The sequence below is a fragment of the Microbacterium thalassium genome, from assembly GCF_014208045.1.
Taxonomy (GTDB): Bacteria; Actinomycetota; Actinomycetes; order Actinomycetales; family Microbacteriaceae; genus Microbacterium; species Microbacterium thalassium.
The window spans coordinates 99680-121647 of sequence record NZ_JACHML010000001.1 but is presented as its reverse complement, the minus strand read 5'-3'; the positions used below and the strand labels follow the sequence as shown (position 1 = coordinate 121647).

The 21968-nt window shown below is 70.6% G+C and carries 22 protein-coding genes; 12 read left to right on the top strand and 10 right to left on the bottom strand.

The window, feature by feature from the left end; all coding sequences use genetic code 11:
* From HD594_RS00570 to HD594_RS00560, 3 genes are read right to left on the bottom strand one after another with little or no spacing between them, the layout of a single operon-like run.
* A complete protein-coding gene (locus HD594_RS00570) occupies positions 1 to 318 on the bottom strand; it encodes a carboxymuconolactone decarboxylase family protein (protein ID WP_271171234.1) in 318 nt (105 codons plus the stop codon).
* Between the two features lie 55 nt (positions 319 to 373).
* Positions 374 to 676: an SHOCT domain-containing protein gene (locus HD594_RS00565; protein WP_184749081.1), complete on the bottom strand. Its 303-nt coding sequence runs from the start codon at positions 674 to 676 to the stop codon at positions 374 to 376.
* Positions 677 to 689: 13 nt separating this feature from the next.
* Positions 690 to 1136 carry a DUF6325 family protein gene (locus HD594_RS00560; protein WP_184749080.1) on the bottom strand — a complete coding sequence of 149 codons (447 nt, stop codon included), beginning with the start codon at positions 1134 to 1136 and terminating at the stop codon, positions 690 to 692.
* A gap of 193 nt (positions 1137 to 1329) precedes the next feature.
* Between HD594_RS00560 and HD594_RS00555 the strand changes: the two genes are divergently transcribed.
* Positions 1330 to 3696: an arylsulfatase gene (locus HD594_RS00555; protein ID WP_184749079.1), complete on the top strand. Its 2367-nt coding sequence runs from the start codon at positions 1330 to 1332 to the stop codon at positions 3694 to 3696.
* Here HD594_RS00555 and panB read toward each other — a convergent pair.
* The 4 genes from panB to HD594_RS00535 all read right to left on the bottom strand — a co-directional run bounded on the left by panB (position 3690) and on the right by HD594_RS00535 (position 8075).
* Positions 3690 to 4577 (bottom strand): 3-methyl-2-oxobutanoate hydroxymethyltransferase, encoded by an 888-nt coding sequence (panB, locus tag HD594_RS00550; protein WP_271171233.1) that lies wholly within the window; start codon positions 4575 to 4577, stop codon positions 3690 to 3692. The genes HD594_RS00555 and panB overlap by 7 nt on opposite strands.
* Positions 4574 to 5473, bottom strand: a complete 900-nt coding sequence (gene panC, locus HD594_RS00545; protein ID WP_184749078.1) for a pantoate--beta-alanine ligase — start codon at positions 5471 to 5473, stop codon at positions 4574 to 4576. The genes panB and panC overlap by 4 nt, the downstream gene beginning before the upstream one ends.
* Positions 5470 to 6192 carry a DUF2520 domain-containing protein gene (locus tag HD594_RS00540; RefSeq protein WP_271171232.1) on the bottom strand — a complete coding sequence of 241 codons (723 nt, stop codon included), beginning with the start codon at positions 6190 to 6192 and terminating at the stop codon, positions 5470 to 5472. Before HD594_RS00540 ends, panC begins: the two co-directional genes overlap by 4 nt.
* Before the next feature lie 152 nt (positions 6193 to 6344).
* Positions 6345 to 8075 (bottom strand): SulP family inorganic anion transporter, encoded by a 1731-nt coding sequence (locus tag HD594_RS00535; protein WP_184749076.1) that lies wholly within the window; start codon positions 8073 to 8075, stop codon positions 6345 to 6347.
* A 110-nt stretch (positions 8076 to 8185) separates the two neighbouring features.
* Here HD594_RS00535 and HD594_RS00530 point away from each other — a divergent pair, with 110 nt between their 5' ends.
* Complete coding sequence (locus HD594_RS00530) at positions 8186 to 8554, top strand: PadR family transcriptional regulator (protein ID WP_184749075.1); 369 nt, start codon at positions 8186 to 8188, stop codon at positions 8552 to 8554.
* Positions 8536 to 9495, top strand: coding sequence for a hypothetical protein (locus HD594_RS00525; protein ID WP_184749074.1), 960 nt, complete (start codon positions 8536 to 8538; stop codon positions 9493 to 9495). Before HD594_RS00530 ends, HD594_RS00525 begins: the two co-directional genes overlap by 19 nt.
* Positions 9496 to 9513: 18 nt before the next feature.
* Here the strand turns inward: HD594_RS00525 and HD594_RS00520 are convergent, their stop codons facing one another.
* Both HD594_RS00520 and HD594_RS00515 read right to left on the bottom strand, forming a co-directional pair.
* On the bottom strand, positions 9514 to 10047 hold the full coding sequence (locus tag HD594_RS00520) for a GNAT family N-acetyltransferase (RefSeq protein ID WP_184749073.1): 534 nt from the start codon (positions 10045 to 10047) through the stop codon (positions 9514 to 9516).
* A 29-nt stretch (positions 10048 to 10076) separates the two neighbouring features.
* Positions 10077 to 10664, bottom strand: a complete 588-nt coding sequence (locus HD594_RS00515; RefSeq protein WP_184749072.1) for a TetR/AcrR family transcriptional regulator — start codon at positions 10662 to 10664, stop codon at positions 10077 to 10079.
* A gap of 78 nt (positions 10665 to 10742) precedes the next feature.
* On the opposite strand from HD594_RS00515, the gene HD594_RS00510 reads away from it, so the two are divergent.
* The 6 genes from HD594_RS00510 (at position 10743) to HD594_RS00485 (ending at position 17106) form a co-directional block, all read left to right on the top strand.
* A complete protein-coding gene (locus HD594_RS00510) occupies positions 10743 to 11924 on the top strand; it encodes an ABC transporter permease (protein WP_184749071.1) in 1182 nt (393 codons plus the stop codon).
* An 88-nt stretch (positions 11925 to 12012) separates the two neighbouring features.
* On the top strand, positions 12013 to 12972 hold the full coding sequence (locus tag HD594_RS00505) for an NAD(P)-dependent alcohol dehydrogenase (RefSeq protein WP_184749070.1): 960 nt from the start codon (positions 12013 to 12015) through the stop codon (positions 12970 to 12972).
* Between the two features lie 127 nt (positions 12973 to 13099).
* Positions 13100 to 15031 (top strand): AMP-binding protein, encoded by a 1932-nt coding sequence (locus HD594_RS00500; protein ID WP_184749069.1) that lies wholly within the window; start codon positions 13100 to 13102, stop codon positions 15029 to 15031.
* Between the two features lie 100 nt (positions 15032 to 15131).
* Positions 15132 to 15677: a DUF805 domain-containing protein gene (locus tag HD594_RS00495; protein ID WP_184749068.1), complete on the top strand. Its 546-nt coding sequence runs from the start codon at positions 15132 to 15134 to the stop codon at positions 15675 to 15677.
* Between the two features lie 15 nt (positions 15678 to 15692).
* Positions 15693 to 16181, top strand: a complete 489-nt coding sequence (locus HD594_RS00490; protein ID WP_184749067.1) for a cation diffusion facilitator family transporter — start codon at positions 15693 to 15695, stop codon at positions 16179 to 16181.
* A 109-nt stretch (positions 16182 to 16290) separates the two neighbouring features.
* Positions 16291 to 17106 (top strand): class II aldolase/adducin family protein, encoded by an 816-nt coding sequence (locus HD594_RS00485; RefSeq protein ID WP_246413785.1) that lies wholly within the window; start codon positions 16291 to 16293, stop codon positions 17104 to 17106.
* Between the two features lie 69 nt (positions 17107 to 17175).
* On the opposite strand, the gene HD594_RS00480 is transcribed toward HD594_RS00485, so the two are convergent.
* The gene (locus HD594_RS00480) at positions 17176 to 18189 is read right to left on the bottom strand and encodes a LacI family DNA-binding transcriptional regulator (protein ID WP_184749066.1); all 1014 of its coding nucleotides are present in this window, start codon (positions 18187 to 18189) and stop codon (positions 17176 to 17178) included.
* A gap of 155 nt (positions 18190 to 18344) precedes the next feature.
* On the opposite strand from HD594_RS00480, the gene HD594_RS00475 reads away from it, so the two are divergent.
* From HD594_RS00475 to HD594_RS00465, 3 genes are read left to right on the top strand one after another with little or no spacing between them, the layout of a single operon-like run.
* Positions 18345 to 19859 (top strand): sugar ABC transporter ATP-binding protein, encoded by a 1515-nt coding sequence (locus HD594_RS00475; protein ID WP_184752400.1) that lies wholly within the window; start codon positions 18345 to 18347, stop codon positions 19857 to 19859.
* Positions 19856 to 20887, top strand: a complete 1032-nt coding sequence (locus HD594_RS00470) for an ABC transporter permease (protein ID WP_184749065.1) — start codon at positions 19856 to 19858, stop codon at positions 20885 to 20887. The genes HD594_RS00475 and HD594_RS00470 overlap by 4 nt, the downstream gene beginning before the upstream one ends.
* Positions 20884 to 21951 carry an ABC transporter permease gene (locus HD594_RS00465; RefSeq protein WP_184749064.1) on the top strand — a complete coding sequence of 356 codons (1068 nt, stop codon included), beginning with the start codon at positions 20884 to 20886 and terminating at the stop codon, positions 21949 to 21951. The genes HD594_RS00470 and HD594_RS00465 overlap by 4 nt, the downstream gene beginning before the upstream one ends.
* Positions 21952 to 21968 lie beyond the last annotated feature (17 nt).

Genomic DNA, 21968 nt, shown 5'->3' with positions numbered 1-21968 from the left:
CTACTCTTCGAGGTCGTAGCCGAGACCCCGGGCGACGGAGGGCGCCGCGCTCACCGCGCGCGGCACGCCGACGATGGGCCCGAGCGCGAACAGCACCGAGACGATGGCGTCGGCGGTGAGCCCGGCGCTCACGGCCTCGTCGACCTGCTCGGCGTACGAGGCATCCGACCCGCCGACGGCGACGAGCCCCGCGAGACGGACCAGCGCCCGCGACTGGTCGTTCAGACCCGCGGCACTCAGCGCCGCGGGGCCCTCGTCGTCGATGATCCCGGGCTCGTTGGCCGCCAGTCTGCGCAGTCGTGAGCGATAGTCAGCCACGCCCGGCTCCTTCCCTCTGCGCGCGGCGTTCATGAGCCGTCGCGTCGATGGTGGCCTACCCCAGGATCTTGGCCTTCTGCGCCTGGAACTCCTCTTCGGTCAGCACACCCGCGGCCTTGAGCTCGCCGAGCTTCGTGAGCTGCTCGAGGGTGTCGGTCTCCGTCGGTGCGGCGGCGGCCGGGGCGGGCGCCGGAGCGGGCGCCGGCGGTGGGTAGTTCGCCGCCTGCTGCTGCTCGTAGGCCTGCGCTTCGGCCTGCTGCGACCAGCGATTGGCCTGACGGCGCGAGACCCGGTTGGACACCGCCGTGGCGGTGCCGGCGACGACGGCGGTGCGTGCGACTCCTCGCAACAATCCCATGATGTCTTCCTCCTCAGACTTCGGCGGCGTCTAGTTCGTCGAGCGCGGCGACGATCGCGTTCACCGGGATGCGGCCGGAATCGACAAGCTGCGCGCCGCTCTTGCGAAGGGCGGTCGCGAACGGCGCCGCCCAGGTGTTCTCGTATACGAGGATCGCTCCGGACGTTCCGGGCTCCAGCGCATTGCCGGCCTGGTCCACGTCGTCGTCGCCGAGCAACCCCGAGCCGACGCCCTCGAACACGGCGAGGTCGGGAATCCCGTCGAGGTCGAAGTCGCCGATGGCGACCCCCGACACGGTGCCATCCTCGTCCTTCGTCACGAACGTCATGTCGAGGATGCGGATGAGTCCCCTGTCGACGAGGTCGACGAGATGGGGGAACGCCTCGCCGTTCGGCGGCGAGCCTGCCGGCCACTCCACGATCAGATAGTCGATGGGTCCGCTGGACAGTTCTTCGTTCATCACTGCGTCCTTTCGGAGAGGCTGTCGGCATGCACGGTACTCCGGCGCACCCACGCGCACATCACGCGGTCTGGGTGACGACTCGCGGGCGCCAGGTCGCGAGCAGAATCGGCACATCACCCAGATCGCGTGAGGCGCCGCGGAGGCACGCGCGCGTACGGTTCAAGCGTCGAGACCGTCGAAGGGGATTCTCATGAGCGCCGACCGTCACGCCCGCACGATGCTGCCGATTCCTGACCGACCGTCGCCCGGTCTGACCACCTACGACGCGAAGGATCCCGATACCGCCTACCCCCCGATCGAGCCGCTGCTGCCGCCCGAGGGCGCACCCAACGTACTGATCGTGCTCCTCGACGACGTCGGCTTCGGCGCCTCGAGCGCGTTCGGCGGCCCCTGCGCGACCCCGACCGCAGAGAAGCTCGCCGCGGGCGGACTGAGCTTCACGCGGTTCCACACGACCGCCTTGTGCGCTCCCACACGGCAGGCTCTGCTGACCGGGCGCAACCACCACTCGGTCGGCATGGGCAGCATCACCGAGACGGCGACGTCGGCTCCGGGCAACAGCTCGCTGCGGCCGAACACGAAGGCGCCGCTGGCGATGACGCTGAAGCTCAACGGCTATTCGACCGCCCAGTTCGGCAAGTGCCATGAGGTCCCGGTGTGGCAGTCGTCCTCCATCGGGCCGTTCGACGCGTGGCCGTCGGCCGGCGGCGGCTTCGAGACGTTCTACGGGTTCATCGGGGGCGAGAACAACCAGTGGGATCCGGCGCTGTACGAGGGCACGACTCCCGTCGAGCCCCCGGCGACGCCGGAGGAGGGGTACCACCTCACGGAGGATCTCGCCGATCACGCGATCACGTGGATCCGCACGCAGAAGGCGCTCATGCCGAACCGGCCGTTCTTCGCGTACTTCGCACCGGGGGCGACCCACGCGCCGCACCACGTGCCCAAGGAATGGGCCGACAAGTACGCCGGCCGGTTCGCCGACGGCTGGGATGCTCAGCGCGAGCGCACCTTCGCGCGCCAGAAGGAGCTGGGGATCGTCCCCCCGAACGCCGAGCTCACGGCGCGGCACGACGAGATTCCGGCGTGGGACGACATGCCCGACGACATCAAGCCGGTGCTCGAGCGGCAGATGGAGGTCTACGCGGGCTTCCTCGAGCACACCGACCACCACGTCGGCCGCGTGATCGACGCCATCGCCGAGCTCGGCGTCCTCGACGACACCCTGATCTACTACATCATCGGCGACAACGGCGCCTCTGCCGAGGGGACCCTGCAGGGGGCCTTCAACGAGATGGCGAACTTCAACGGCATGGCGGCGCTCGAGACGACGGAGTTCATGCGGTCCAAGATGGACGAGTTCGGGTCGCCGAGCTCGTACAACCACTACGCCGTCGGGTGGGCGTGGGCGATGGATTCGCCGCTGCAGTGGACGAAGCAGGTCGCGTCGCACTGGGGCGGCACCCGGAACGGGACGATCGTGCACTGGCCGTCGGGCATCGAGGGCAAGGGCGTGATGTGCGAGCAGTTCGCGCACTGCATCGATGTCGCGCCGACCATCCTCGAGGCGGCGGGGCTGCCCGAGCCGACGATGGTCAACGGCGTGCAGCAGTCGCCGATGGAGGGCACGAGCATGCTCTACGCGCTCAAGGATCCGGAGGCCGACGAGCGGCACGATCTGCAGTACTTCGAGATGTTCGGCAACCGCGGCATCTACTACAAGGGCTGGAGCGCGGTCACGAAGCACCGCACGCCGTGGGTGCTCCTGGGCGACGCGGTTCCGGCGTTCGACGACGACGTGTGGGAGCTCTACGACGGCAGCGTCGACTGGAGCCAGGCGCGCGACCTGTCGGCTGAATACCCGGAGAAGCTCCACGAGCTGCAGCGGCTGTGGCTGATCGAGGCGACGAAGTACAACGTCCTTCCTCTCGACGACCGCACCGGTGAGCGGCTGAACTCCGACCTCGCCGGTCGGCCCACCCTCATCCACGGGAACTCGCAGCTGTTCTTCCCCGGCATGGGGCGCCTCTCCGAGAGCAGCGTGGTCAACATCAAGAACAAGTCGTTCTCGGTGACCGCCGAGGTCGAGGTCCCCGACGACGGCGCGAGCGGCGTCATCATCGCCCAGGGTGGGCGCTTCGGCGGGTGGAGCCTGTACGCCAAGGACGGCCGGGCCGTGTTCGTGTACAACGTGCTCGGGATCCAGTCCTTCTCCGTCGAGGCGGATGCACCCATCCCGTCGGGGACGCATCAGGTCCGCATGGAGTTCGCCTACGACGGCGGCGGGCTCGGCAAGGGCGGCGACGTGACGCTCTACTACGACGGCGACCAGGTCGGGGCGGGCCGTGTCGAGGCGACGCAGGCGATCATCTTCTCGGCGGACGAGACGACCGACGTCGGCTTCAACTCCGGCACCACGGTCTCGTCGGACTACAACGTCGCCACCAGCCGGTTCCGCGGGAAGATCCAGTGGGTGCAGATCGACCTCGGCGCCGACGACAACGACCACTTCATCGACCCGGACGAGCGGATGCGGATCGCGATGGCGCGTCAGTAGTCGCTGAGCAGCTGGGTGAGGTGCGCGACCTGATCCTCCGGCATCCCGTACTCGTGCCGGGGCTCGGGGTACCGGCGCTCGCGGACGTCCGCGGCGTACGCGGCCACGGCCTCGACCATGGGCGCGCGCAGCTCGGCGTAGCGCTTGACGAAGCGGGCGGCATGGCCGTCGTAGATGCCGAGCAGGTCGTGGAAGACCAGCACCTGGCCGTCGGTCCCGGGTCCCGCACCGATGCCGATGACGGGGATCTCGAGGTGCGGCATGATGGCGTCGGTCGCGGGGGTCGGTATCGCTTCGAACACGATGGCGAAGCATCCGGCCTCCTGCAGCGCCGCCGCGCTGTCGCGGATGGCCAGGGCATCCGAGGCCGTGCGACCCTGCGACCGGTAGCCGCCGATCGTCGCGGCGGTCTGCGGCGTGAGCCCGACGTGACCCATGACCGGGATGCCGGCGGCGACGAGCGCTCGCGCGCGATCGACCGATGACCCGCCGCGCTCGATCTTCACGGCGTCGGCTCCGGCCTCCTTGACGAAACGCATGGCGGTGGCGACCGCCTGCTCGTCCGAGGTCTCGTACGAGCCGAACGGCAGGTCGGCGACCAGCAGCGGCGTCGACAGTCCGCGCCGCACGGCGGCGGTGAGCATCAGCATCTCGTCGACGGTCACGGGGATCGTGCTGTCGTAGCCGAGGACGGTCATCGCCGCGGAGTCGCCGACGAGCACCATGTCGACGCCGGCGGCGTCGGCGATCTGCGCGCTCGGGTAGTCGTAGGCCGTGACCATCACGATGGGCTCGCCGGCGGCCTTGTGCGCCGCCAGGCTCGCGAACGTGGTCTTCGTGCGGCCGCCGTCGCCGGGCGCCTGTCCGGGGTGCGCGCTCACGTCGCCGGTTCCGGGGAGCGGGTGAGGGATGCGGCGGACCCGTCGGCGCCGATCGCCTGCAGGATCCGGTTGTCGATGAGCCGGGCCGGGCCCACCTGCGCGGCGACCGCGAGCAGCGCGGCGTCGCCGACCTCGTCGAGCTCCCGCAGGTCGTCGGGGGAGCGCAGCTCGAGGTACTCGGGCTCGATCCCCGCGGAAGCCAGGACGGCGCGGGCGGCCGAGAGCACGCCGGCGGCGCTGGTGCGTCCGCGTCGGACGGCCGCCTCGGCGGCATCCAGCGCCCGGTTGATGGCGCGCGCCCGCACCCGGGACTCCGGGTCGAGGTAGGCGTTGCGCGAACTCATCGCGAGGCCGTCGGCCTCGCGGACCGTGGGGCACGCGACGACGCGGACGGGGATGTCGAGGTCGCGCACGACGCGGCGGATCACGAGCACCTGCTGCGCGTCCTTCTGACCGAAGTAGGCGGCGTCCGGCCCGACGATCTGCAGCAGCTTCGTCACGACGGTGGCGACCCCGTCGAAGTGCGAGGCACCGCGCGTCGCGCCGCACAGCACTTCGGTGATGCCCGAGACGTGGATCGTGGTCGAGAACCCGTCCGGGTACATCTCGGCGACCGTCGGTGCGAACAGGATGTCGACGCCGGTCGCGGCGGCCAGGGCCGCGTCGCGCTCCTCGCTGCGCGGATAGGCGGCCAGGTCCTCGTTCTTGCCGAACTGCGTCGGATTCACGAACAGCGACATCACGACGACGTCGGTCTCGGTGCGGGCCTCGCGCACGAGCGACAGGTGCCCGTCGTGGAGGGCGCCCATGGTGGGCACCAGCCCGATGCTCCGGCCGGCCGCGCGCGCTTGGCGCAGGGCGGCGCGGACGTCGGCGACGCTGCGCACGATTCTCATGATGGTGTCTCGTCTTTCTGGGCGAGGGAGAGCGTGCTCACGCACAGTTCGTCGAAGAGAGGGAGCAGGTGGGGTGCGCCCGATTCGAGTGCGGCGCGCTGACGCTGCACGGTGACCAGGTCGCCGCGGGCGATGGGGCCGGTGAGGGCGGCCTCGGGGCCGTGCGCGACCCAGTTCTCGACCGTCGCGCGCACGAGCGGCGCGAGCAGGGCTCGCGCGTCCTCGGGTGCGAGTCCCGCCGTGGCCGCGGCGTCCTCGGCCGCCCCCAGCAGGGTCACGACGAAGTTCGACGCGATGGACGCCGCCGCGTGGTACCCGGCGCGTCCCGCGTCGGGGATGACGAAGGGCCGCGCGCCGAGGCCGACGGCCAGACCTCGCGCGACCTCGAGGGCCTCCGGGCTCGCCGCGCCGATCGCACAGCCGACGCCGCGGAGGGCGTCCGGGCCTTCGGTTCCGACGAAGGTGTTGAGCGGATGGAGTCCGAAGTCGACTCCTGACGCCTCGACCGGCGTGGCGCCCGACACGTGCCCGATGAAACGGCCGGCAGCTCTCGCGCGATCGGCGGCCGCGGCGATCTCGGCATCCGGGACGCACAGCAGCACCACGTCGGCGGGTTCGATCCGGTCGTGGCGGCCGGTCGGTCCCGCCACGGCGTAGCCGGCGGCGCTCAGGGCCCGCGCGAGCACGCGGCCGACGCGGCCGGGTCCGACGAGGGACACGGTCGCTACTGCGCGGTGCGGGGAGAGCTGGGGAGTGTTCATCGGGGAGTGCACCCGGCGGCGACATCGAGGCGGATGCGTGTCGAGTATCTCCGATTGGTGTACGTGATTCAAAAACACCGGCCCGGTGGCGGCGTATTCCCGGGGTCGGGTCAGCTGTCCGTGTCGTCCCATTCGGTGCCCTCGAGGTCGCCACGCAGCGTGCCCGTGACCTCGTCGACGGCCGCGCCGACGGTCGGCTTGAAGTGGTCGGACGGGAACCTCTCGCTCATGCCGTACTGGCGCAGGACGTCGCGCACCGGGTCCTTCATCTCGGCGAAGACCAGGCGGATGCCGCGGCCGGCGAGGTAGTCATCGAGTTCGACGAGCTCGTCGATGGCCGTCGTGTCGATGTCGGTGATCGGTTCCGCCGCCAGGATCACGGTCGACACCTCGTCGTCGCGTGCGGCGACGCGCGAGCGCACCCAGTCGTCGAACGAGCCGCCGTTCGCGAAGAAGAGCGGGGCGTCGAAGCGGACGATGACGATGCCCGGGATTCGCTCGCCGCGCTCGGGGTAGCGCGACAGGTCGTGGTAGCCGCGCAGACCGGGCACGCGCCCGAGCTCGGCGCGGTACGGACGCCACGAGCGGGCGAAGAACGCCAGCAGCGACAGCATGATCGCCACGACGATGCCCTCGAGCACGCCGACGATGAGGACGCCCGCGAAGGCCGCGAGCGACAGTCCAGCGTCCAGCTTGTCCATGCGCCACAGCGAGACGAGCCCCGGCAGGTCGATCAGGCTGAGCGCCGCGGCGATGACGACGGCTCCCAGGGTCGCCGACGGCAGGTATGTGGTCAGTCCGGGGGCGACCAGGATGAAGACGATGATCAGGATCGCGCCCACGACGCCGGTCAGCTGCGTGCGCGAACCTGCGTGGTCGGCGACCGGCGTGCGCGACGAGGATCCGGATACGGCGAATCCTCCGAAGAGACCGCCGGCGATGTTGGCGATTCCGATCCCGCGCAGCTCGCCGCTGCCGCTGACCGTCTCGCCCCGCTTGGCCGCGTAGGTCCGCGACAGCACCGCGCTGTCGGTGAACGCCACGAGTGCGATGCCGGCGGCCGGGGCGATGAGGGGGACGACGTCCCCCCACTCCAGTCCCGAGAGCGCGGGTGCGGGAAGGCCCTGCGGCAGCGGGCCGACGACCGCGATCGCGTCCGCGAGGGAGAGCGCCCACGTGAGGATCATGCTCACCACGACGACCACGAGGACTCCGGGTACGGGGGAGCGCAGCCACCTCATGACGAGGATCACCGCGAGCGAGCCCACGCCGAACGCCGCGGCGAGGGGCTCGATGCCGCCGGTCGCGATCCCTTCGCCGATCGCGACGATCGTGCGCCAGCTGCCGTCCGCGTCCACGTCGAACCCCAGCGTCTTGGGGATCTGCGAGATGAGCACGATCACCGCGATCGCGTTGATGTAGCCGACGCGGATGGGCTTGGACAGCAGGTCGGTGACGAAGCCGAGCCGGAGGATGCCGCCGAGCAGCATCATCGCACCCACCATGATCGCCAGCAGCCCCGCGAGCGCGACGGCCCGCTGCGAGTCGCCGAGAGCCAGGGGCAGTATCGCCGCGCCGATGATCGGGACCAGTGCGGAATCCGGTCCGAGCACCATGATGCGGGACGGGCCGAACACCGCGTACGCGATGAGGGGGACGATCGTGGCGTAGAGGCCGGTCTCGGGCGGCAGTCCCGCGACCTGCGCGTATCCCATCCCCGCGGGGATCAGTAGCGCCGTGACGACGATGCCGGCGCGGATGTCGGGCCACAGCCAGGCGCGCCGGTACTCGCGGGCCACGGCGAGGCCCGGCACCCACCGGGCGATCCCGGACGTCGTCATCGCTGCCTCCTGCCGACATCCTCGCCCACGACGCGAGGGTCTTGTCATAAGTCGCTAGCCGATGTATCGTGTGGCGATATACAGGAACGCGATACACCGCAGAAGGAACCATGGGCGCCCACAACGAACCGAAGGACCTGCTTCCCCTGACCGAGCCGGTCTTCCACATCCTGCTCTCGCTCGCCGACGGCGAGCGGCACGGGTACGCCATCATGCAGGAGGTGCGCGAGCGCACCGACGGGGACGTGGTCCTCGTGCCGGGAACGCTCTACGGCGCCATCAAGCGGATGCGGGGACTCGGGCTCATCGAGGAGACCGACGCGCGCGTGGACCCGGAGCTCGGCGAGGAGCGGCGCCGCTCCTACCGCATCACGGCGTTCGGCGAGCGCGTCGCGGCCGCCGAAGCGGCCCGGGTGTCTGCTCTGGCCCGGCAGGCCGCGCTCAAGCGCCTGCTGCCCGAATGGGGGCTGACGACATGAACGGCGGCGTGCGCGAGGGTGCGCTGGTCGACCTGGCGCTGCGCAGCTATCCGGCGGCGTTCCGCGGCGAGTACGGCGACGAGATGCGCCTGCTTGCGCGAGACATGATCCGCGACGCGCGCCGCCGGGGCTCGGCGGCGGTGCTCGCCGCACGGCTGCGGATCGCCGCAGACCTCGCGGTGAACTCCGCGAAGGAGCACATGAGAGGAGAGCCGGCGATGAGACTCAACGGTTCGGGAATCGGATACGGGATCGCCCTGGCGCTGGGAGTGCCGATCCTCGTCGCCAGCTTCAGCAGCGTCGCCTTCTGGGACGGCGTCACCGCCGTCGGCGGTGCGATCGGACTCTCGTCGGAGCTGCCGGGCGTCCATACGACGATCGCGTTGGTCTGTTCGATCGCCATCACGATCGGACTTCTGGGGATCGTCGCGCGGATGCCCCGTGCGCGAGCCGGCGTGCGCACCGGCCTGCGCGTCGCGATCGTCGTCGCAGGCGCGACGTTCCTCGTCGCAGGCGCGGCCGGCTATTGGGAGGCGACGACCGTCTGGTGGCCGGACCACCGCATCGCGGGGCAGATCTCTTCGGTGGCGTTCGGCATCGGGTTCGTCGCTCTGCCGATCCTCCTCGCCGTCGTCGGCGTCGTCTGCCTGCGAGTGCGCGCGCTGGGCGCCCTCGGCTGGACGCCCGTCGCGGTCGCAGGGAGCCTGTCGTACCTGTACGCCGTGATGTGGATCGGGATGGCCACGAGCCGCGTGCCCTTCGCGGCGCTCGAGGCCACGGCGGCTTCGCTCCCGGCCGTCATCGGGATCTGGCTCGTGGTGGGGTCGTCGCTGCTGCTCGGGATCGCCGTGGCGCTCAGCCCGGCGGCTTCGGGAGCAGGCGGCGGGCACGCTCCCGCCGAGGCGCGGATCCCCGTCGCCGCCGGTCGCACCGCGGGGTGAGACGGCGGGCGACGACGGCTACGGCTCGGGGATGATGCGCGTGTAGACGACGTCGTCCTCCCAGCGGTCGCCGACGAGGAAGCGCCTCGGGCCGGCGAGGGCGAAGCCCTCACGTTCGTAGAAGCGCCGCGCCCGGTGGTTCTCCCGGTTGGTGCCGAGCCAGACCGTCGCGGTGCCCGCGGAGCGCGCGCGTTCGACCACGGCGTCCAGCAGAAGCCGGGCCGCGCCCCCGCCGTGGGCCTCGGGGCGGACGTACAGCTTGCTCAGCTCGGTGACCGGGCCGGGCGGCAGCAGTCGTGCGATGTCGGCGGGCGGGTCGCGGCGGACCGACAGGGCGTACCCCCCGAGGCGTCCGTCGTCCTCCCATGCCGCCAGCACGTCGTAGGCCGGGTCGTCCAGGTAGCCGGCGAAGGCCGCGGCGGTCAGGTGCGCCGCGATGAACGAGGCGATCGCGTCTGCTGAGATGTGCGGCGGACACGCGAGGGGGAACGTCCGGGCCGCGAGCTCCGCCAGCGCCGGAGCGTCCTCGGAGACGGCATCCTCGATTCTCATCGGCCCGAGGATATCGCGCACGGGCGGGGTCAGCCGGTGGGCAGCAGCCCGTCGAGGCCGCGCAGGTACTTCTCCTGGTCGAACCCGTCGACGAGGGCGCATTGCAGGATGAACCCCGGGAGCATGCCGACGACGACGGGAGCGACGAGGTCCGCCCACTCGCCCGCGGTCGCCTCGCGCTCCGGCTGCGCTCGTGCCCACCGTTCGAGCGCATCGCGGATGGTCGACCGCATATGCCCGACCGTCTCCTGCATGCGCTCGCGCAGCGCGTCGTCGGTGGTCGCCTCGCCCCAGACCTGCACGAGAACCGGCAGCGGCGCGCCCGCCCGCACGCCCTCGGCGATGATGCGCACGATCGCGGCGGGCGAGACGGGCCCGTCGGCGCCGGCGGCCTCGATCTCGATCCGGCGGGTGTCCAGTACCCGGGCGGCGACGGCGCGGACGAGATCGGCCTTGCTCGAGAAGTAGAGGTAGATCGCTCCGGCGGACAGGCCGGACTCGGCGATGATGTCGGCCATCGAGGTCTTCTGGTAGCCCGACCGCGTGAAGCAGCGCAGCGCCGCGTCGAGGATCTCACCGCGCCGCGCCTCGCGCCGCGCCTCGCTGATCTTCGGCATCCGCACCCCCCGATTGACAAGCGTAGTCGCGACTCCCACAATAAAGAACGAACATTCGTTTTGCCAAGGAGCCGCATCATGGACGCACCTCAGGAACTCGAGCGCACCCCGTGGTGGCGCGTGCCGATCATCGCGATCGGCGTCTCGCTCATCGTCGGCGTCGTGCTTCTCGCCTTCTCGTGGCCGGCGGTCACCGCCGATCCTCACGACCTGCCGATCGGCGTCGTCGCCTCGGCCGAGCAGCTCGACCAGATCTCCGACAACGTCGACGAGCAGTCCGAGGGCGCGATCGCGCTCACCGAGTACGAGGACCGTGACGCGGCGGTCACCGCGATCGAGGAGCGCGAGGTCTACGGCGCGGTCGTGCTGCCCGCCGAACAGGGCGAGGCGCCCGAGGTGCTCATCGCGACCGCCGCAAGCCCCGCCGTCGCCCAGCTGCTGCAGGGGCTGGCGAGCGAGCAGCAGGCGCAGATCGACGCGCAGATCCGCGCGACCGTCGAAGAGAACCTCGCCACGATGCAGCAGTCGTTCGCCGAGAAGGTCGCCGCCGCCATCCAGGCCGCCGTCCAGGCGGCGCTGAGCGGGCAGACGCCCCAGATGCCCGGCGATGACGCGGATGCCGCGCCGATCACGATCCCGGTCGTGACGGTCGAGGTCACCGACGTCGTGCCCCTCGCCGACACCGACCCGCGCGGTGCGGGCCTGTCGGCCGCGATGTTCCCGATGGTCATCGGCGGAATGATCGGCGGGATCGCGCTCACTCTCGCCGTGAAGGGCGGCGGCCTTCGCCGTGTCGTCGGCGTCGCGATCTACGCGCCCGCGGCGGGACTGCTCATCGCCGGCATCCTGCAGGGCGCGTACGGCGCGCTGCAGGGGAGCTACTGGCTCAACGCGTCGGCGATCGCGCTGGCGATCGCGGCGATCTCGAGCACCATCACGGGACTGGCGGGTCTGATCGGGCCGGCAGGCGTCGGGCTCGGCGCAGCGTTCATGATGCTCGTCGCCAACCCGTTGTCCGCCGCAGCGGTCCCGGTCGAGTTCATCGCCGCGCCGTGGGGCGCATTCGGCCAGTGGCTGCCGCCGGGGGCCGCGGCGACGCTCATCCGCGACCTGTCGTACTTCCCGGCCGCCGACGCGACCTTCCCCTGGCTCGTGCTGGCCACCTGGACCGTCGTGGGCCTCGCGCTGACGCTGGTCGACCTGCCGGCGCGCCGCCTCGCCGCCGGTGAGACGGCGGCCGAGCATCCGCTCACCGTCTGATGCTGCGAGAGGGCCCGCGTCCCCGCCCGGGGAATGCGGGCCCGTCTTCGCGTGACACCGGTCGTCGCCTGGCCCTAGCGTGGGCGGCATGAAGGCCGCCGTGTACGAGCGCTACGGGACCGTCGACGAGCTGAGGATCGAAGAGGTGCCGGTGCCCGTGCCCGCCGCGGGCGAGGTGCTGGTGCGCGTCGTCGCGACGTCGGTGAACCTGAGCGACTGGGAGACCCTGCGCGGCTCGCCCGCCTACGCGCGCACGAGCGGCCTGTTCCGGCCAGGTCGGCGCATCCTCGGCTCCGACATTGCGGGGGAGGTCGTCGCCGTCGGGCCCGGTGTCAGCCGCTTCGCCGTCGGAGACGCCGTCTACGGCGACATCCTGCAGCGAAAGGGCGGCTTCGCCGAGTACGCGGTGGCCCACGAGTCGGAGCTCGCGGCCAAGCCGGCCGAGCTGTCGTTCGCCGAAGCGTCAACGATTCCGCAGGCGGGCGCGATCGCGCAGCACGGCGTCGCACGCGGGAGGCCGGGTGACCGCATGCTCGTCAACGGCGCCGGCGGCGGCTCGGGGATGTTCCTGATCCAGCTCGCGACGGCTGCGGGCATGCACGTCACCGCGGTCGACAACGGCGAGAAGCTCGCGTTCATGCAGTCCCTCGGCGCCGACGACGTGATCGACTACCGCACGACCGACTACACCCGCAGCGGGCCGTACGACGTGATCATCGACATGGTCGCGCGCCGGTCGATGTTCGCCTACCGACGCGCGCTCGCACCGGGCGGGCGCTTCTTCATGGTGGGCGGGACCACCCGTGCGCTCCTGCGCGCGCTCACGCTCGGGACCCTCATCGGCGCGGTGTCGGGACGGAGGATCGGCATCCTCGCCGTCGGCGAGGGGCCCGAGCACTTCGAGCCCGTCGCCGCCGCCTGCGTCGCCGGCGATGTCGGCATCCGCATCGACAGCGAGTTCGGCCTCGGCGACATCGCCGCCGCGCTGAGCCACCACGGCGAGGGGCACGCGCTCGGCAAGGTCGTCGTGCGCGTCGCGCCGGAGTAGCGCGACACGACCGGCTGGACCCGTGCGCTCCCTCCTTTCGGGGGTGCCGCGGGCGTCGGCGGCCGGGCTAGCGTCGTGCCACGCCGTGCGGTCGAGGTCGATCGCACATCTGTTTCGAGGGGGAAGCATGGCCGACGAATACGCGACGCAGTGGCGACGCAGCATGGACGACCCGGAGGGCTTCTGGCTGGACGCCGCGAGCGCCGTCACGTGGACGGTGCCGCCGAGCCGGGCCCACGACGGCGATGCCGAGGGCCGGTGGTTCCCGGACGCCGCCCTGAACATGAGCGACAACGCGCTCGACCGGCATGTTGACGCGGGCCGCGGCGAGAACATCGCGCTGCGCTATCACTCGGCGATGACGGGGACGCACAAGGCGTACACGTACCGCGAGCTCCGGGACCGCGTGGCCGAAGTGGCGGGCATGCTGCAGAGCCTCGGCGTCGGCCGGGGCGACCGCGTGCTGATCTATCTGCCCATGACTCCCGAGGCCGTCATGGCGATGCTGGCGTGCGCGCGCCTCGGGGCGATCCACTCCGTCGTGTTCGGCGGGTTCGCGGCATCCGAGCTCGCCGTGCGCATCGCCGACGCCCGTCCGTCGGTCATCGTCACCGCCTCCGGCGGGCTCGAGCCGGGACGCGCCGTCGAGTATCTGCCGATCGTGCGCAAGGCCCTCGAAGCCGCGCCCGGCATCGTGGGCACCGTCGTGGTGCGCGACCGCGCCGCCGTCCCCGGCTCCGCCGCCGACATGCAGGACACGGTCGACGGCGTCGACTGGCTCGACTGGGACGATCGGGTCGCGCAGGCGCAGCCTGCGGCGCCGGTGCCCGTCGTCGCGCACGACCCGCTCTACATCCTCTACACCTCCGGCACCACCGGCAGCCCCAAGGGAGTCGTGCGCGACACCGGCGGGTACGCCGTCGCGCTCGCGTGGGCCATGCGCAACATCTACGACATCGGGCCCGGCGACACCATGTTCACCGCCTCCGATGTGGGATGGGTCGTCGGGCACTCGTTCATCGTCTACGGCCCGCTCATCGCGGGCGGGACGACGGTGCTGTTCGAGGGCAAGCCGGTGGGAACGCCGGATGCCGGCGAGTTCTGGCGCGTCGTGCGCGACCACGGCGTCAAGACGATGTTCACCGCACCCACCGCGCTGCGCGCCATCCGACGCGTCGACCCCGACCTCGAGGAGCTGCCCGAGGGCGCCCTGGACGGCCTCGAGACGCTGTTCCTCGCCGGCGAGCGGCTCGACCCCGAGACGTGGCACTGGGCGAACGACGGGCTGGGCGTTCCCATCGTCGACCACTGGTGGCAGACCGAGACGGGCTGGCCGATCTGCGCCGTGCCGGTCGGTCTCGAGCGGCTCGAGACCCGCGCGGGGTCGACCGCGCTCCCGATGCCCGGCTACGACGTGCGCATCCTCGACGGCTCGGGTCGCGACATCACCGGAACCGGACCCGACGGCTCGTCGCCCGAGGGCAACATCGCGCTGCGTCTGCCGCTGCCGCCGGGGACGCTCACGGGCATCTGGGGCGACGCGCAGCGATACCGCGACGGGTACCTGTCGGCATTCCCGGGCTTCTATGCGACGGGGGATGCCGGGCACATCGACCCGGACGGCTATGTGTTCGTCATGGGCCGCACCGACGACGTCATCAACGTCGCCGGCCACCGGCTGTCGACGGGATCCCTAGAAGAGGTGCTGACGATGCACCACGCGGTCGCGGAATGCGCCGTCATCGGCATCCGGGATCACCTCAAGGGGCAGCGCGCGGCCGGCTTCGTCACCCTCAAGGCCCATGAGCACGTCGATCACGATCAGCTCGAGGCGGAGCTCGTGGCGCTCGTCCGCGAGCACATCGGACCCGTGGCCGCGTTCCGCGATGTGACGATCCTCGAGCGGCTGCCCAAGACGCGCTCGGGCAAGATCCTGCGCAAGACCATGAGGCAGATCGTGGACGGCGAGCCGTACCGGATCCCGGCGACGATCGAGGATCCCGCGGTGCTGGACGCGCTCGTGGAGACCATCGGCCGAGCGCCGCAGACGGTCGGGTGACGACGGGACCTCTGGCACTGTCGCCGACGCCGCCGGGGGAGCAGGGTCGCAGTCGGGTGCCTGGGGCATCCGCTCAGACTCTCCGGTCAGGAGGCGGATCATGTCATTCGGCGAGTCCATCAAGACGGTCTTCACCAAGTACGCGGAGTTCTCGGGACGGGCCACCCGTCCGGAGTTCTGGTGGTGGGTGCTGTTCACGTTCCTGGTGTCGGCGGGGCTGGGCGCGATCCAGCTGCCGATGATCACCGTGGACGATTCGGGGCAGCTGGCCCTGACGACCACGACGCTGTCGGGGCTGTGGGCGCTGGCGACGTTGCTGCCGAGCCTCGCGGTCACCGTGCGGCGGCTGCGCGACGCCGGCTACGGCTGGGGCCACGTGTTCTGGTTCCTGCTGCCGCTCGCCGGCGTCATCGTGCTCATCGTGCTGTGCGCGAAGCCGACGCAGGTCGCCCCGGCGTCGTACGGCTACGCCCAGCCGCAGGGATACGCCCCTCAGGGATACGCGCCTCCGCAGGGGTACGCGCCACCGCCGCAGGCGGGTGGAACCCCCGGCGCTGCGCCCACGGGCACGCCGCCCGCTGCCGCGACGCCGCCCGCGCAGACGCCGCCGGCCGGTCCGACGCCACCGCCGGCGCCGGGCTCCTGAGCGGCCGAGGTCGGCATGTCCACGGAGGCGGATGCGGCGACCCGCCGATTCGCGGCGTCTGCGATGCGCCGCGTCGGGTTCGGGCTCGCGGTCCTGGTCAACGTCATCCTGCTCTGGCTCACGCTCGTGTGGCCCGGGTGGGAGGCGGTCCCCATCCTGACGCCGGACGCGGTGGCGGTGCTGCCGGTCTTCGTCGGCTCGCTGATCGCCGGCATCGTCGTGAACCTCCTCAACGCCCTCGTGGACAGCCGTGCGCTGAGAGCGGTGGGGGACATCGTGACGGCGGTGCTGGCGTTCGCCGTGGCGCTGCAGCTGTGGGAGGTCTTCCCGTTCGACTTCGGCGTGCTGGAGTTCGGTCGGGGCCTGGACTGGGAGCTGTTCATGCGCGGATTCCTGGGCTTCGTGATGGTGGTGACCACGATCTCTGTGATCGCGCAGGTCGTGGTTCTCGGGCGCCTGGCGTTCGGCGGCAAGACGCCGGAGAATGTGGTCGGACCACATTGATAATGAAACGATTCAGCGCTACTCTTCTTCGTGAAGGGAAGGTCCGGAGACCGGGGAGCGACACCAGCATCCCGGCTCGGTGAACGGGCCGAACACAGCGATGATCGACATGGACAGGCCCACCATCGACGAGTACCTCGCCAATATGGGGGCGGGCGGCAGCCGCATCTGCGAGATCGACGCGAGCGAGGCGGGGGCGGGCAACATCTCGATCTGCCTCGAAGACCTGCCGGGCGTCCACAAGGTCTTCCCGCTGTCGGAGCGCATCGACCTGCCGCTGCCGGCTCCGGCGCTCGCCGGCCGCACGCTGCTCGTGACCGGCTCGGGCCGGCGCCTGCGTCAGATCGCCGCCGACCCGGTGGCCGCGATCGGCGCCGTCATCGTCGAGGACGACGGTCAGCACGCCGAGCTGCTCAGCTCGCCGCGCCGCCAGTTCGCCAAGCTGACGAGCGAGTTCAACTCGCACCTCGCCGTCCACAACGACCAGATCTCGGCCCGTGACCTGCCGTTCCATGCGACCGTCCACGCGCAGCCGCCGCACCTGACGTTCCTCAGCCACATCCCGGCGTATCAGAGCACGAAGGCCATGAACGACGCGATCCTGCGGTGGGAGCCGGAGTCGATCGTCGCCCTGTCGCAGGGCATCGGGGTGCTGCCCTTCATGGTCCCGGGGTCGGATCAGCTGATGGCGGCGAACGTCGAGGGTCTGCGCACGCACGAGATCGTCCTGTGGGGCAAGCACGGCACGATGTCGCGCTCCGACCTGTCGGTCACCCGCGCCGTCGACCGCGTCGAGTACGCCGAGACCGGCGCGATGTACGAGCACATGAACCTCACCGCCGGCGGCGTCGCCGAAGGGCTCAGCAAGGCCGAGATCCGCTCGGTCGCCGAGGCCTTCGGAGTCACCTCGCCCTGGCTCGACTGACGCGCCAGGGCATCCCCTGCGGCGCTGCCGACCCTCTCTCCTCCGGTCGGCGGCGCCGCCGCGTCCCGCTCAGTCCGCGGGCTCGGTGGAGCGGCGGACGACGAGCTCCGGGTGGAACACCGTCTGGCGGGCGATCAGCTCCGGGTCGGAGGCCTCTTCGAGGAGCAGTCGCAGCCCGGTCTTGCCGATGATCGTGCTCGGCTGGCGCATGGACGACAGCGGGACGGCGGCGGCGCCGGCGAAGGCGATGTCGTCGAACCCGATGATCGCGATCTCGCGCGGCACGCGCAGCGTCCCGTCGCCGACGAGGGACTGCAGCAGCCCGAGCGCGAGGAGGTCGTTCGCCGCGAACAGCGCGTCGGGTCGTTCGCGCAGGGGGCGCTGCAGGAGCCGCTCGCCCGCGGCGACGCCCTCGGCGACGCTCATGGCACTCGTCGCGATGACTTCGAGGGTCACGCCCGCCGCGTTCTCGGCCGCCACGCGGGCGCCCGCGAGCCGATCGGTGACCTGTCGGATCTCGAACGAGCCGCCGACGAACGCGATGCGCGTCCGGCCGGTGGCGATCAGGTGCTCGACGGCCAGGCGCCCGCCCTCGATGTTGTCGCTCGACACAGAGCTGAAGCGCCCCGACCCGCTGTGCCGATCGATCAGCACCGCGGGGATGCCGCGTGCCCGCAGTCGCTCCAAGCGAGACTGCACATCTCCGTGGGGCGCGATCAAAAGTCCTCTGACCTGGTGTTCTTCGAAGAGATCCAGGTACATGCGCTCGCGGACCGGATTCTCATCGGTGTTGCCGTAGAGGATCGCGATGCCGTTGCGGGTGGCCTCGTCCTCGGCGCCGCGCATGACGTCGTAGAAGAACGGGTTCTGCCCGTCCAGCACGACGAAGCCGACCGTGGTGCTGACGCCCGCGCGCAGCTTGCGCGCCGCCTCGTTGCGCACGTAGCCGAGGGCGTCGATCGCCTGCTGCACCTTCAGCGCCGACTCCGCCGACACCTCGCCGGGGCGATTGAGCACGTTCGACACCGTACCGACGGACACGCCCGCCCGCAGGGCCACGTCACGAATGCTCACACTCGCCATCGCTGGTGCTACCTCCACATCGATTACGCACCGTTCGGCCGATTCGACTTGACCGTCGCCGGACCGCTCCATAGAGTATGCCTGAATCGTACGTGAATCGATTCAGATTCCTTTCAACCCCGTAATCCCTCAAGGAGGAGGTAGCCGTGTCGGAGATGCCACACAGCGAGGCCGCCCCCGCGCTCGAGCTGTCCCGGGTGGTGAAATCCTTCGGTGCCGTCGTTGCACTCCGCTCGGGGAGCATCCGCCTGCAGAAGGGCTCGATCCACGCGCTCATCGGCGAGAACGGCGCCGGCAAGTCGACGCTCGTCAAGATCATCGCGGGCCTGTACCGCCGTGACGCCGGGGACTTCTTCCTCGAGGGCGAGCCGGTCGACTTCCACAGCACCGCACAGTCGAAGGCGGCGGGCATCGCCGTCATCTACCAGGAGCCGACGCTGTTCCCCGACCTGTCGGTCACCGAGAACATCTTCATGGGCCGCCAGCCCACGTCGCGCCTGGGCCGGATCGACCGCAAGGCGATGAAGACCGAGGCGACCGAGATCTTCGAGCGGCTCGGTGTGCGCATCGACCCCGACCGCCTCACCGAGGGTCTGTCGATCGCCGACCAGCAGATCATCGAGATCGCCAAGGCCATCTCGCTGGACGCGCGCGTGCTGATCATGGACGAGCCGACCGCCGCGCTGAGCGGTGTCGAGGTCGAACGGCTGTTCGCCGTCGCGCGGAGCCTGCGCGACGAGGGCCGCGCGCTGGTGTTCATCTCGCACCGCTTCGACGAGGTGTTCGAGCTCTGCGACACCGTCACGGTCATGCGCGACGGATCGTACGTCGACACCATGGCGATCGCCGACACCACCGTCGACGAACTCGTCCGCCAGATGGTCGGCCGCGATGTCACGGAGCTGTTCCCGAAGCTGCCCGCCGACGTCGGCGAGGACGTGCTCGTGGTGGACGGACTCTCGCAGAAGGGCGTGTTCCACGACATCTCGTTCACCGTGAAGGCGGGCGAGATCGTCGGGCTCGCGGGCCTCGTCGGCGCCGGCCGCAGCGAAGTGGCGCGCGCCGTGTTCGGCGTCGACCCGTACGAGACCGGCTCGGTGACGGTCAACGGCAAGACGCTGCCGAAGAACCGTCCCGCCGCCGCGATGGCCGCCGGCATCGCCCTCGTCCCCGAGGACCGCCGCAAGCAGGGCCTGGTGCTCGACCAGTCGGTCACGCGCAACATCACGCTGGCCATCCGCGGCCGCCTCGCGAAGTGGGGTCTCATCTGGGGCGGACTGGAGAACGCCGCCTCCGAGATCTGGTCCAGCCGTCTCGAAGTCAAGACCGCGGCCCTCGACGCCGACACCGGCACGCTCTCGGGTGGCAACCAGCAGAAGGTCGTCCTGGGCAAGTGGCTCGCCACGCACCCCAAGCTCCTGATCGTCGACGAGCCCACGCGCGGCATCGACGTCGGAACGAAGTCCGAGGTCCACCGCCTCATGTCCCAGCTCGCCCAGGAGGGCATCGCGATCCTGATGATCTCGTCGGAGCTGCCCGAGGTGCTGGGCATGGCCGACCGCGTCCTCGTCATGCGCGAGGGCCGCCTCACCGGGGAGTTCGCGCGCGAGGACGCCACCCCCGAGAACGTCATGTTCGCCGCGACCGCAGAACAGGAAGTCGCCCGATGAGCCTCACCATCGAAGAGCCGAAGCAGCATCCGCTCGTCTCGGCCGCCGGCCACATCATCAAGGCCCGTGAGACCGGCATCGGCATCGCCGTGATCCTGGTCGTCGTCGCGGCCACGATCGTCAACCCGAGCTTCATCTTCTCGTCGGATGGCTTCCGCGACCTGCTGCTGACGCCGTCGCTGCTGATGGTGGTCGCCGTCGGCCAGGCGATCGTCATCATCACCCGCAACGTCGACCTGTCGGTCGGTTCGGTGGTGGGCCTGAGCGCCTACCTGACCGGGCGCCTGTTCATCGACTTCCCCGGCATCCACCCGGTCCTGGTGTTCGCGGCGGGAATCGCCCTCGGCGCCGTGCTCGGACTCATCAACGGCGCGCTCGTCGCGTTCGCGAAGGTCCCGGCGCTGGTGATCACCCTCGGAACGCTCTACGTGTACCGCGGCATCAACGTCGCGTGGACCGGCAGCGACCGCATCAACGCGTCGGACATGCCGGCGTCGTTCCGCGCACTCGGCACCGGCGACTTCCTCGGGATCCCGCTGCTGACGATCCTCGCGGTCGTCGTGCTGGTCATCGCCGCGTGGTACCTGCGCAACCTCCGCAGCGGCCGCGAGCTGTACGCGATCGGATCCGACCCGGATGCCGCACACCTGTACGGCCTGAAGGTCACCAACCGCGTGCTCGGCGCGTTCATCGTGTGCGGTGCTCTGGCCGGCCTCGCGGGCGTCCTCTACGCCGCCCGCTACGGCACGGTGAGCTCGAACGCCGGCTTCGGCTGGGAGCTCCAGGCCGTCGGCGCCGCGGTCATCGGCGGCGTCGCGATCTCGGGCGGCGTCGGCACCGTGTGGGGCGCCGCGCTCGGCGCGTACCTGCTGCTGACGATCAACCGCGCACTGCCCATCATCGGCATCCAGGACTTCTGGCAGCGCGCCGTCGTCGGCATCCTCATCATCGGCGCGATCGTGCTCGACCGCGTCCTGGCAGTCAGACAGCATCGACGGCTCGTCGCCGAGAGGGAGGTGGCGGCATGAGCACCGTGACGGTACTCACGCAGAAGCCGGTCCGCACGTACCAGGCCTACCAGCGCCCGCTCTGGCGGCGCGTGCTCCTCACGCGGGAGATGGCGATCATCGCCCTCCTCGCCATCGTCGTCGCCTCGGCCCTGATGTGGGTGCCGAACTTCGACAGCCCGCTCACGGTCACCTACCTGATCCGCGAGATCGCGCCGATCCTCCTGATCGCGCTGCCGATGACGCTGATCATCGTCACCGAGGAGATCGACCTCTCGGTCGGCAGTGTCGTCGGACTCTCGAGTGTGGTCACCGGCCTGCTCGTGCAGGCCGGGTTCCCGCTCCCGATCGCGGGCGTGCTCGCGGTCATCACCGGCATGGTCGCGGGCGTGATCAACGGCGCGCTGGTGACCTTCGTCGGCCTGCCGTCGCTCGCGGTCACGATCGGAACCCTGGCGCTGTTCCGCGGCATCGCCGTCGGACTGCTCGGAACCACCGCGATCAGCGAGTTCCCGGAGTTCTGGACCGACCTGGCGCGCGACAACATCACGGGCACCCCGATCCCGGTGATCATCCTGCCGTTCATCGTGCTCGCGATCGTCTTCTCGGTGCTGCTGCACTTCACGCCGTTCGGCCGCTCGCTGTACGCGATCGGCCTCAACAAGGAGGCTGCGGCCTTCTCGGGCATCAACGTCGCGATGACCAAGTTCTGGCTGTTCGTGATGAGCGGATCGGTCGCCGGCTTCGCGGGCGTCTACTTCACGCTGCTCTACAACAACGCCCGCGGCGACAACGCCACCGGGATGGAGCTGCAGGTCATCGCGGCCGTGCTGCTGGGCGGTGTGTCGATCTTCGGCGGCCGCGGAGCGATGCACGGCGTGATCGCCGGCGTGTTCCTCATCGGCACCCTCGCCAGCGCCCTGCGCCTGGCGAGCGTGACCAGCGACATCATCAACGTCATCACCGGAGTCCTGCTCATCCTCTCGGTGGTGTCCGCAAGTCTCCTCGCCTGGGTGCGTACCAAGCGCGTCTCGGCGATCGGGAGGAAGAAGGGGCGATCGGGTACCGAGGGCGATTCCGCCTGATCACCCTGCCTGTCAAT

Excerpts from the sequence above, each read along its gene's own strand:
- HD594_RS00520 (WP_184749073.1), bottom strand. The coding sequence starts at position 10,047 with ATGAGAATCGAGGATGCCGTCTCCGAGGACGCTCCGGCGCTGGCGGAG.
- HD594_RS00500 (WP_184749069.1), top strand. The coding sequence starts at position 13,100 with ATGGCCGACGAATACGCGACGCAGTGGCGACGCAGCATGGACGACCCG.
- panC (WP_184749078.1), bottom strand. The coding sequence starts at position 5,473 with ATGAGAATCGTGCGCAGCGTCGCCGACGTCCGCGCCGCCCTGCGCCAA.
- HD594_RS00480 (WP_184749066.1), bottom strand. The coding sequence starts at position 18,189 with ATGGCGAGTGTGAGCATTCGTGACGTGGCCCTGCGGGCGGGCGTGTCC.
- HD594_RS00530 (WP_184749075.1), top strand. The coding sequence starts at position 8,186 with ATGGGCGCCCACAACGAACCGAAGGACCTGCTTCCCCTGACCGAGCCG.
- HD594_RS00475 (WP_184752400.1), top strand. The coding sequence starts at position 18,345 with ATGCCACACAGCGAGGCCGCCCCCGCGCTCGAGCTGTCCCGGGTGGTG.
- HD594_RS00525 (WP_184749074.1), top strand. The coding sequence starts at position 8,536 with ATGGGGGCTGACGACATGAACGGCGGCGTGCGCGAGGGTGCGCTGGTC.
- HD594_RS00485 (WP_246413785.1), top strand. The coding sequence starts at position 16,291 with ATGGACAGGCCCACCATCGACGAGTACCTCGCCAATATGGGGGCGGGC.
- HD594_RS00470 (WP_184749065.1), top strand. The coding sequence starts at position 19,856 with ATGAGCCTCACCATCGAAGAGCCGAAGCAGCATCCGCTCGTCTCGGCC.
- HD594_RS00515 (WP_184749072.1), bottom strand. The coding sequence starts at position 10,664 with ATGCCGAAGATCAGCGAGGCGCGGCGCGAGGCGCGGCGCGGTGAGATC.
- HD594_RS00490 (WP_184749067.1), top strand. The coding sequence starts at position 15,693 with ATGTCCACGGAGGCGGATGCGGCGACCCGCCGATTCGCGGCGTCTGCG.
- HD594_RS00535 (WP_184749076.1), bottom strand. The coding sequence starts at position 8,075 with ATGACGACGTCCGGGATCGCCCGGTGGGTGCCGGGCCTCGCCGTGGCC.
- HD594_RS00565 (WP_184749081.1), bottom strand. The coding sequence starts at position 676 with ATGGGATTGTTGCGAGGAGTCGCACGCACCGCCGTCGTCGCCGGCACC.
- HD594_RS00505 (WP_184749070.1), top strand. The coding sequence starts at position 12,013 with ATGAAGGCCGCCGTGTACGAGCGCTACGGGACCGTCGACGAGCTGAGG.
- HD594_RS00560 (WP_184749080.1), bottom strand. The coding sequence starts at position 1,136 with ATGAACGAAGAACTGTCCAGCGGACCCATCGACTATCTGATCGTGGAG.
- HD594_RS00495 (WP_184749068.1), top strand. The coding sequence starts at position 15,132 with ATGTCATTCGGCGAGTCCATCAAGACGGTCTTCACCAAGTACGCGGAG.
- HD594_RS00510 (WP_184749071.1), top strand. The coding sequence starts at position 10,743 with ATGGACGCACCTCAGGAACTCGAGCGCACCCCGTGGTGGCGCGTGCCG.
- HD594_RS00465 (WP_184749064.1), top strand. The coding sequence starts at position 20,884 with ATGAGCACCGTGACGGTACTCACGCAGAAGCCGGTCCGCACGTACCAG.
- HD594_RS00555 (WP_184749079.1), top strand. The coding sequence starts at position 1,330 with ATGAGCGCCGACCGTCACGCCCGCACGATGCTGCCGATTCCTGACCGA.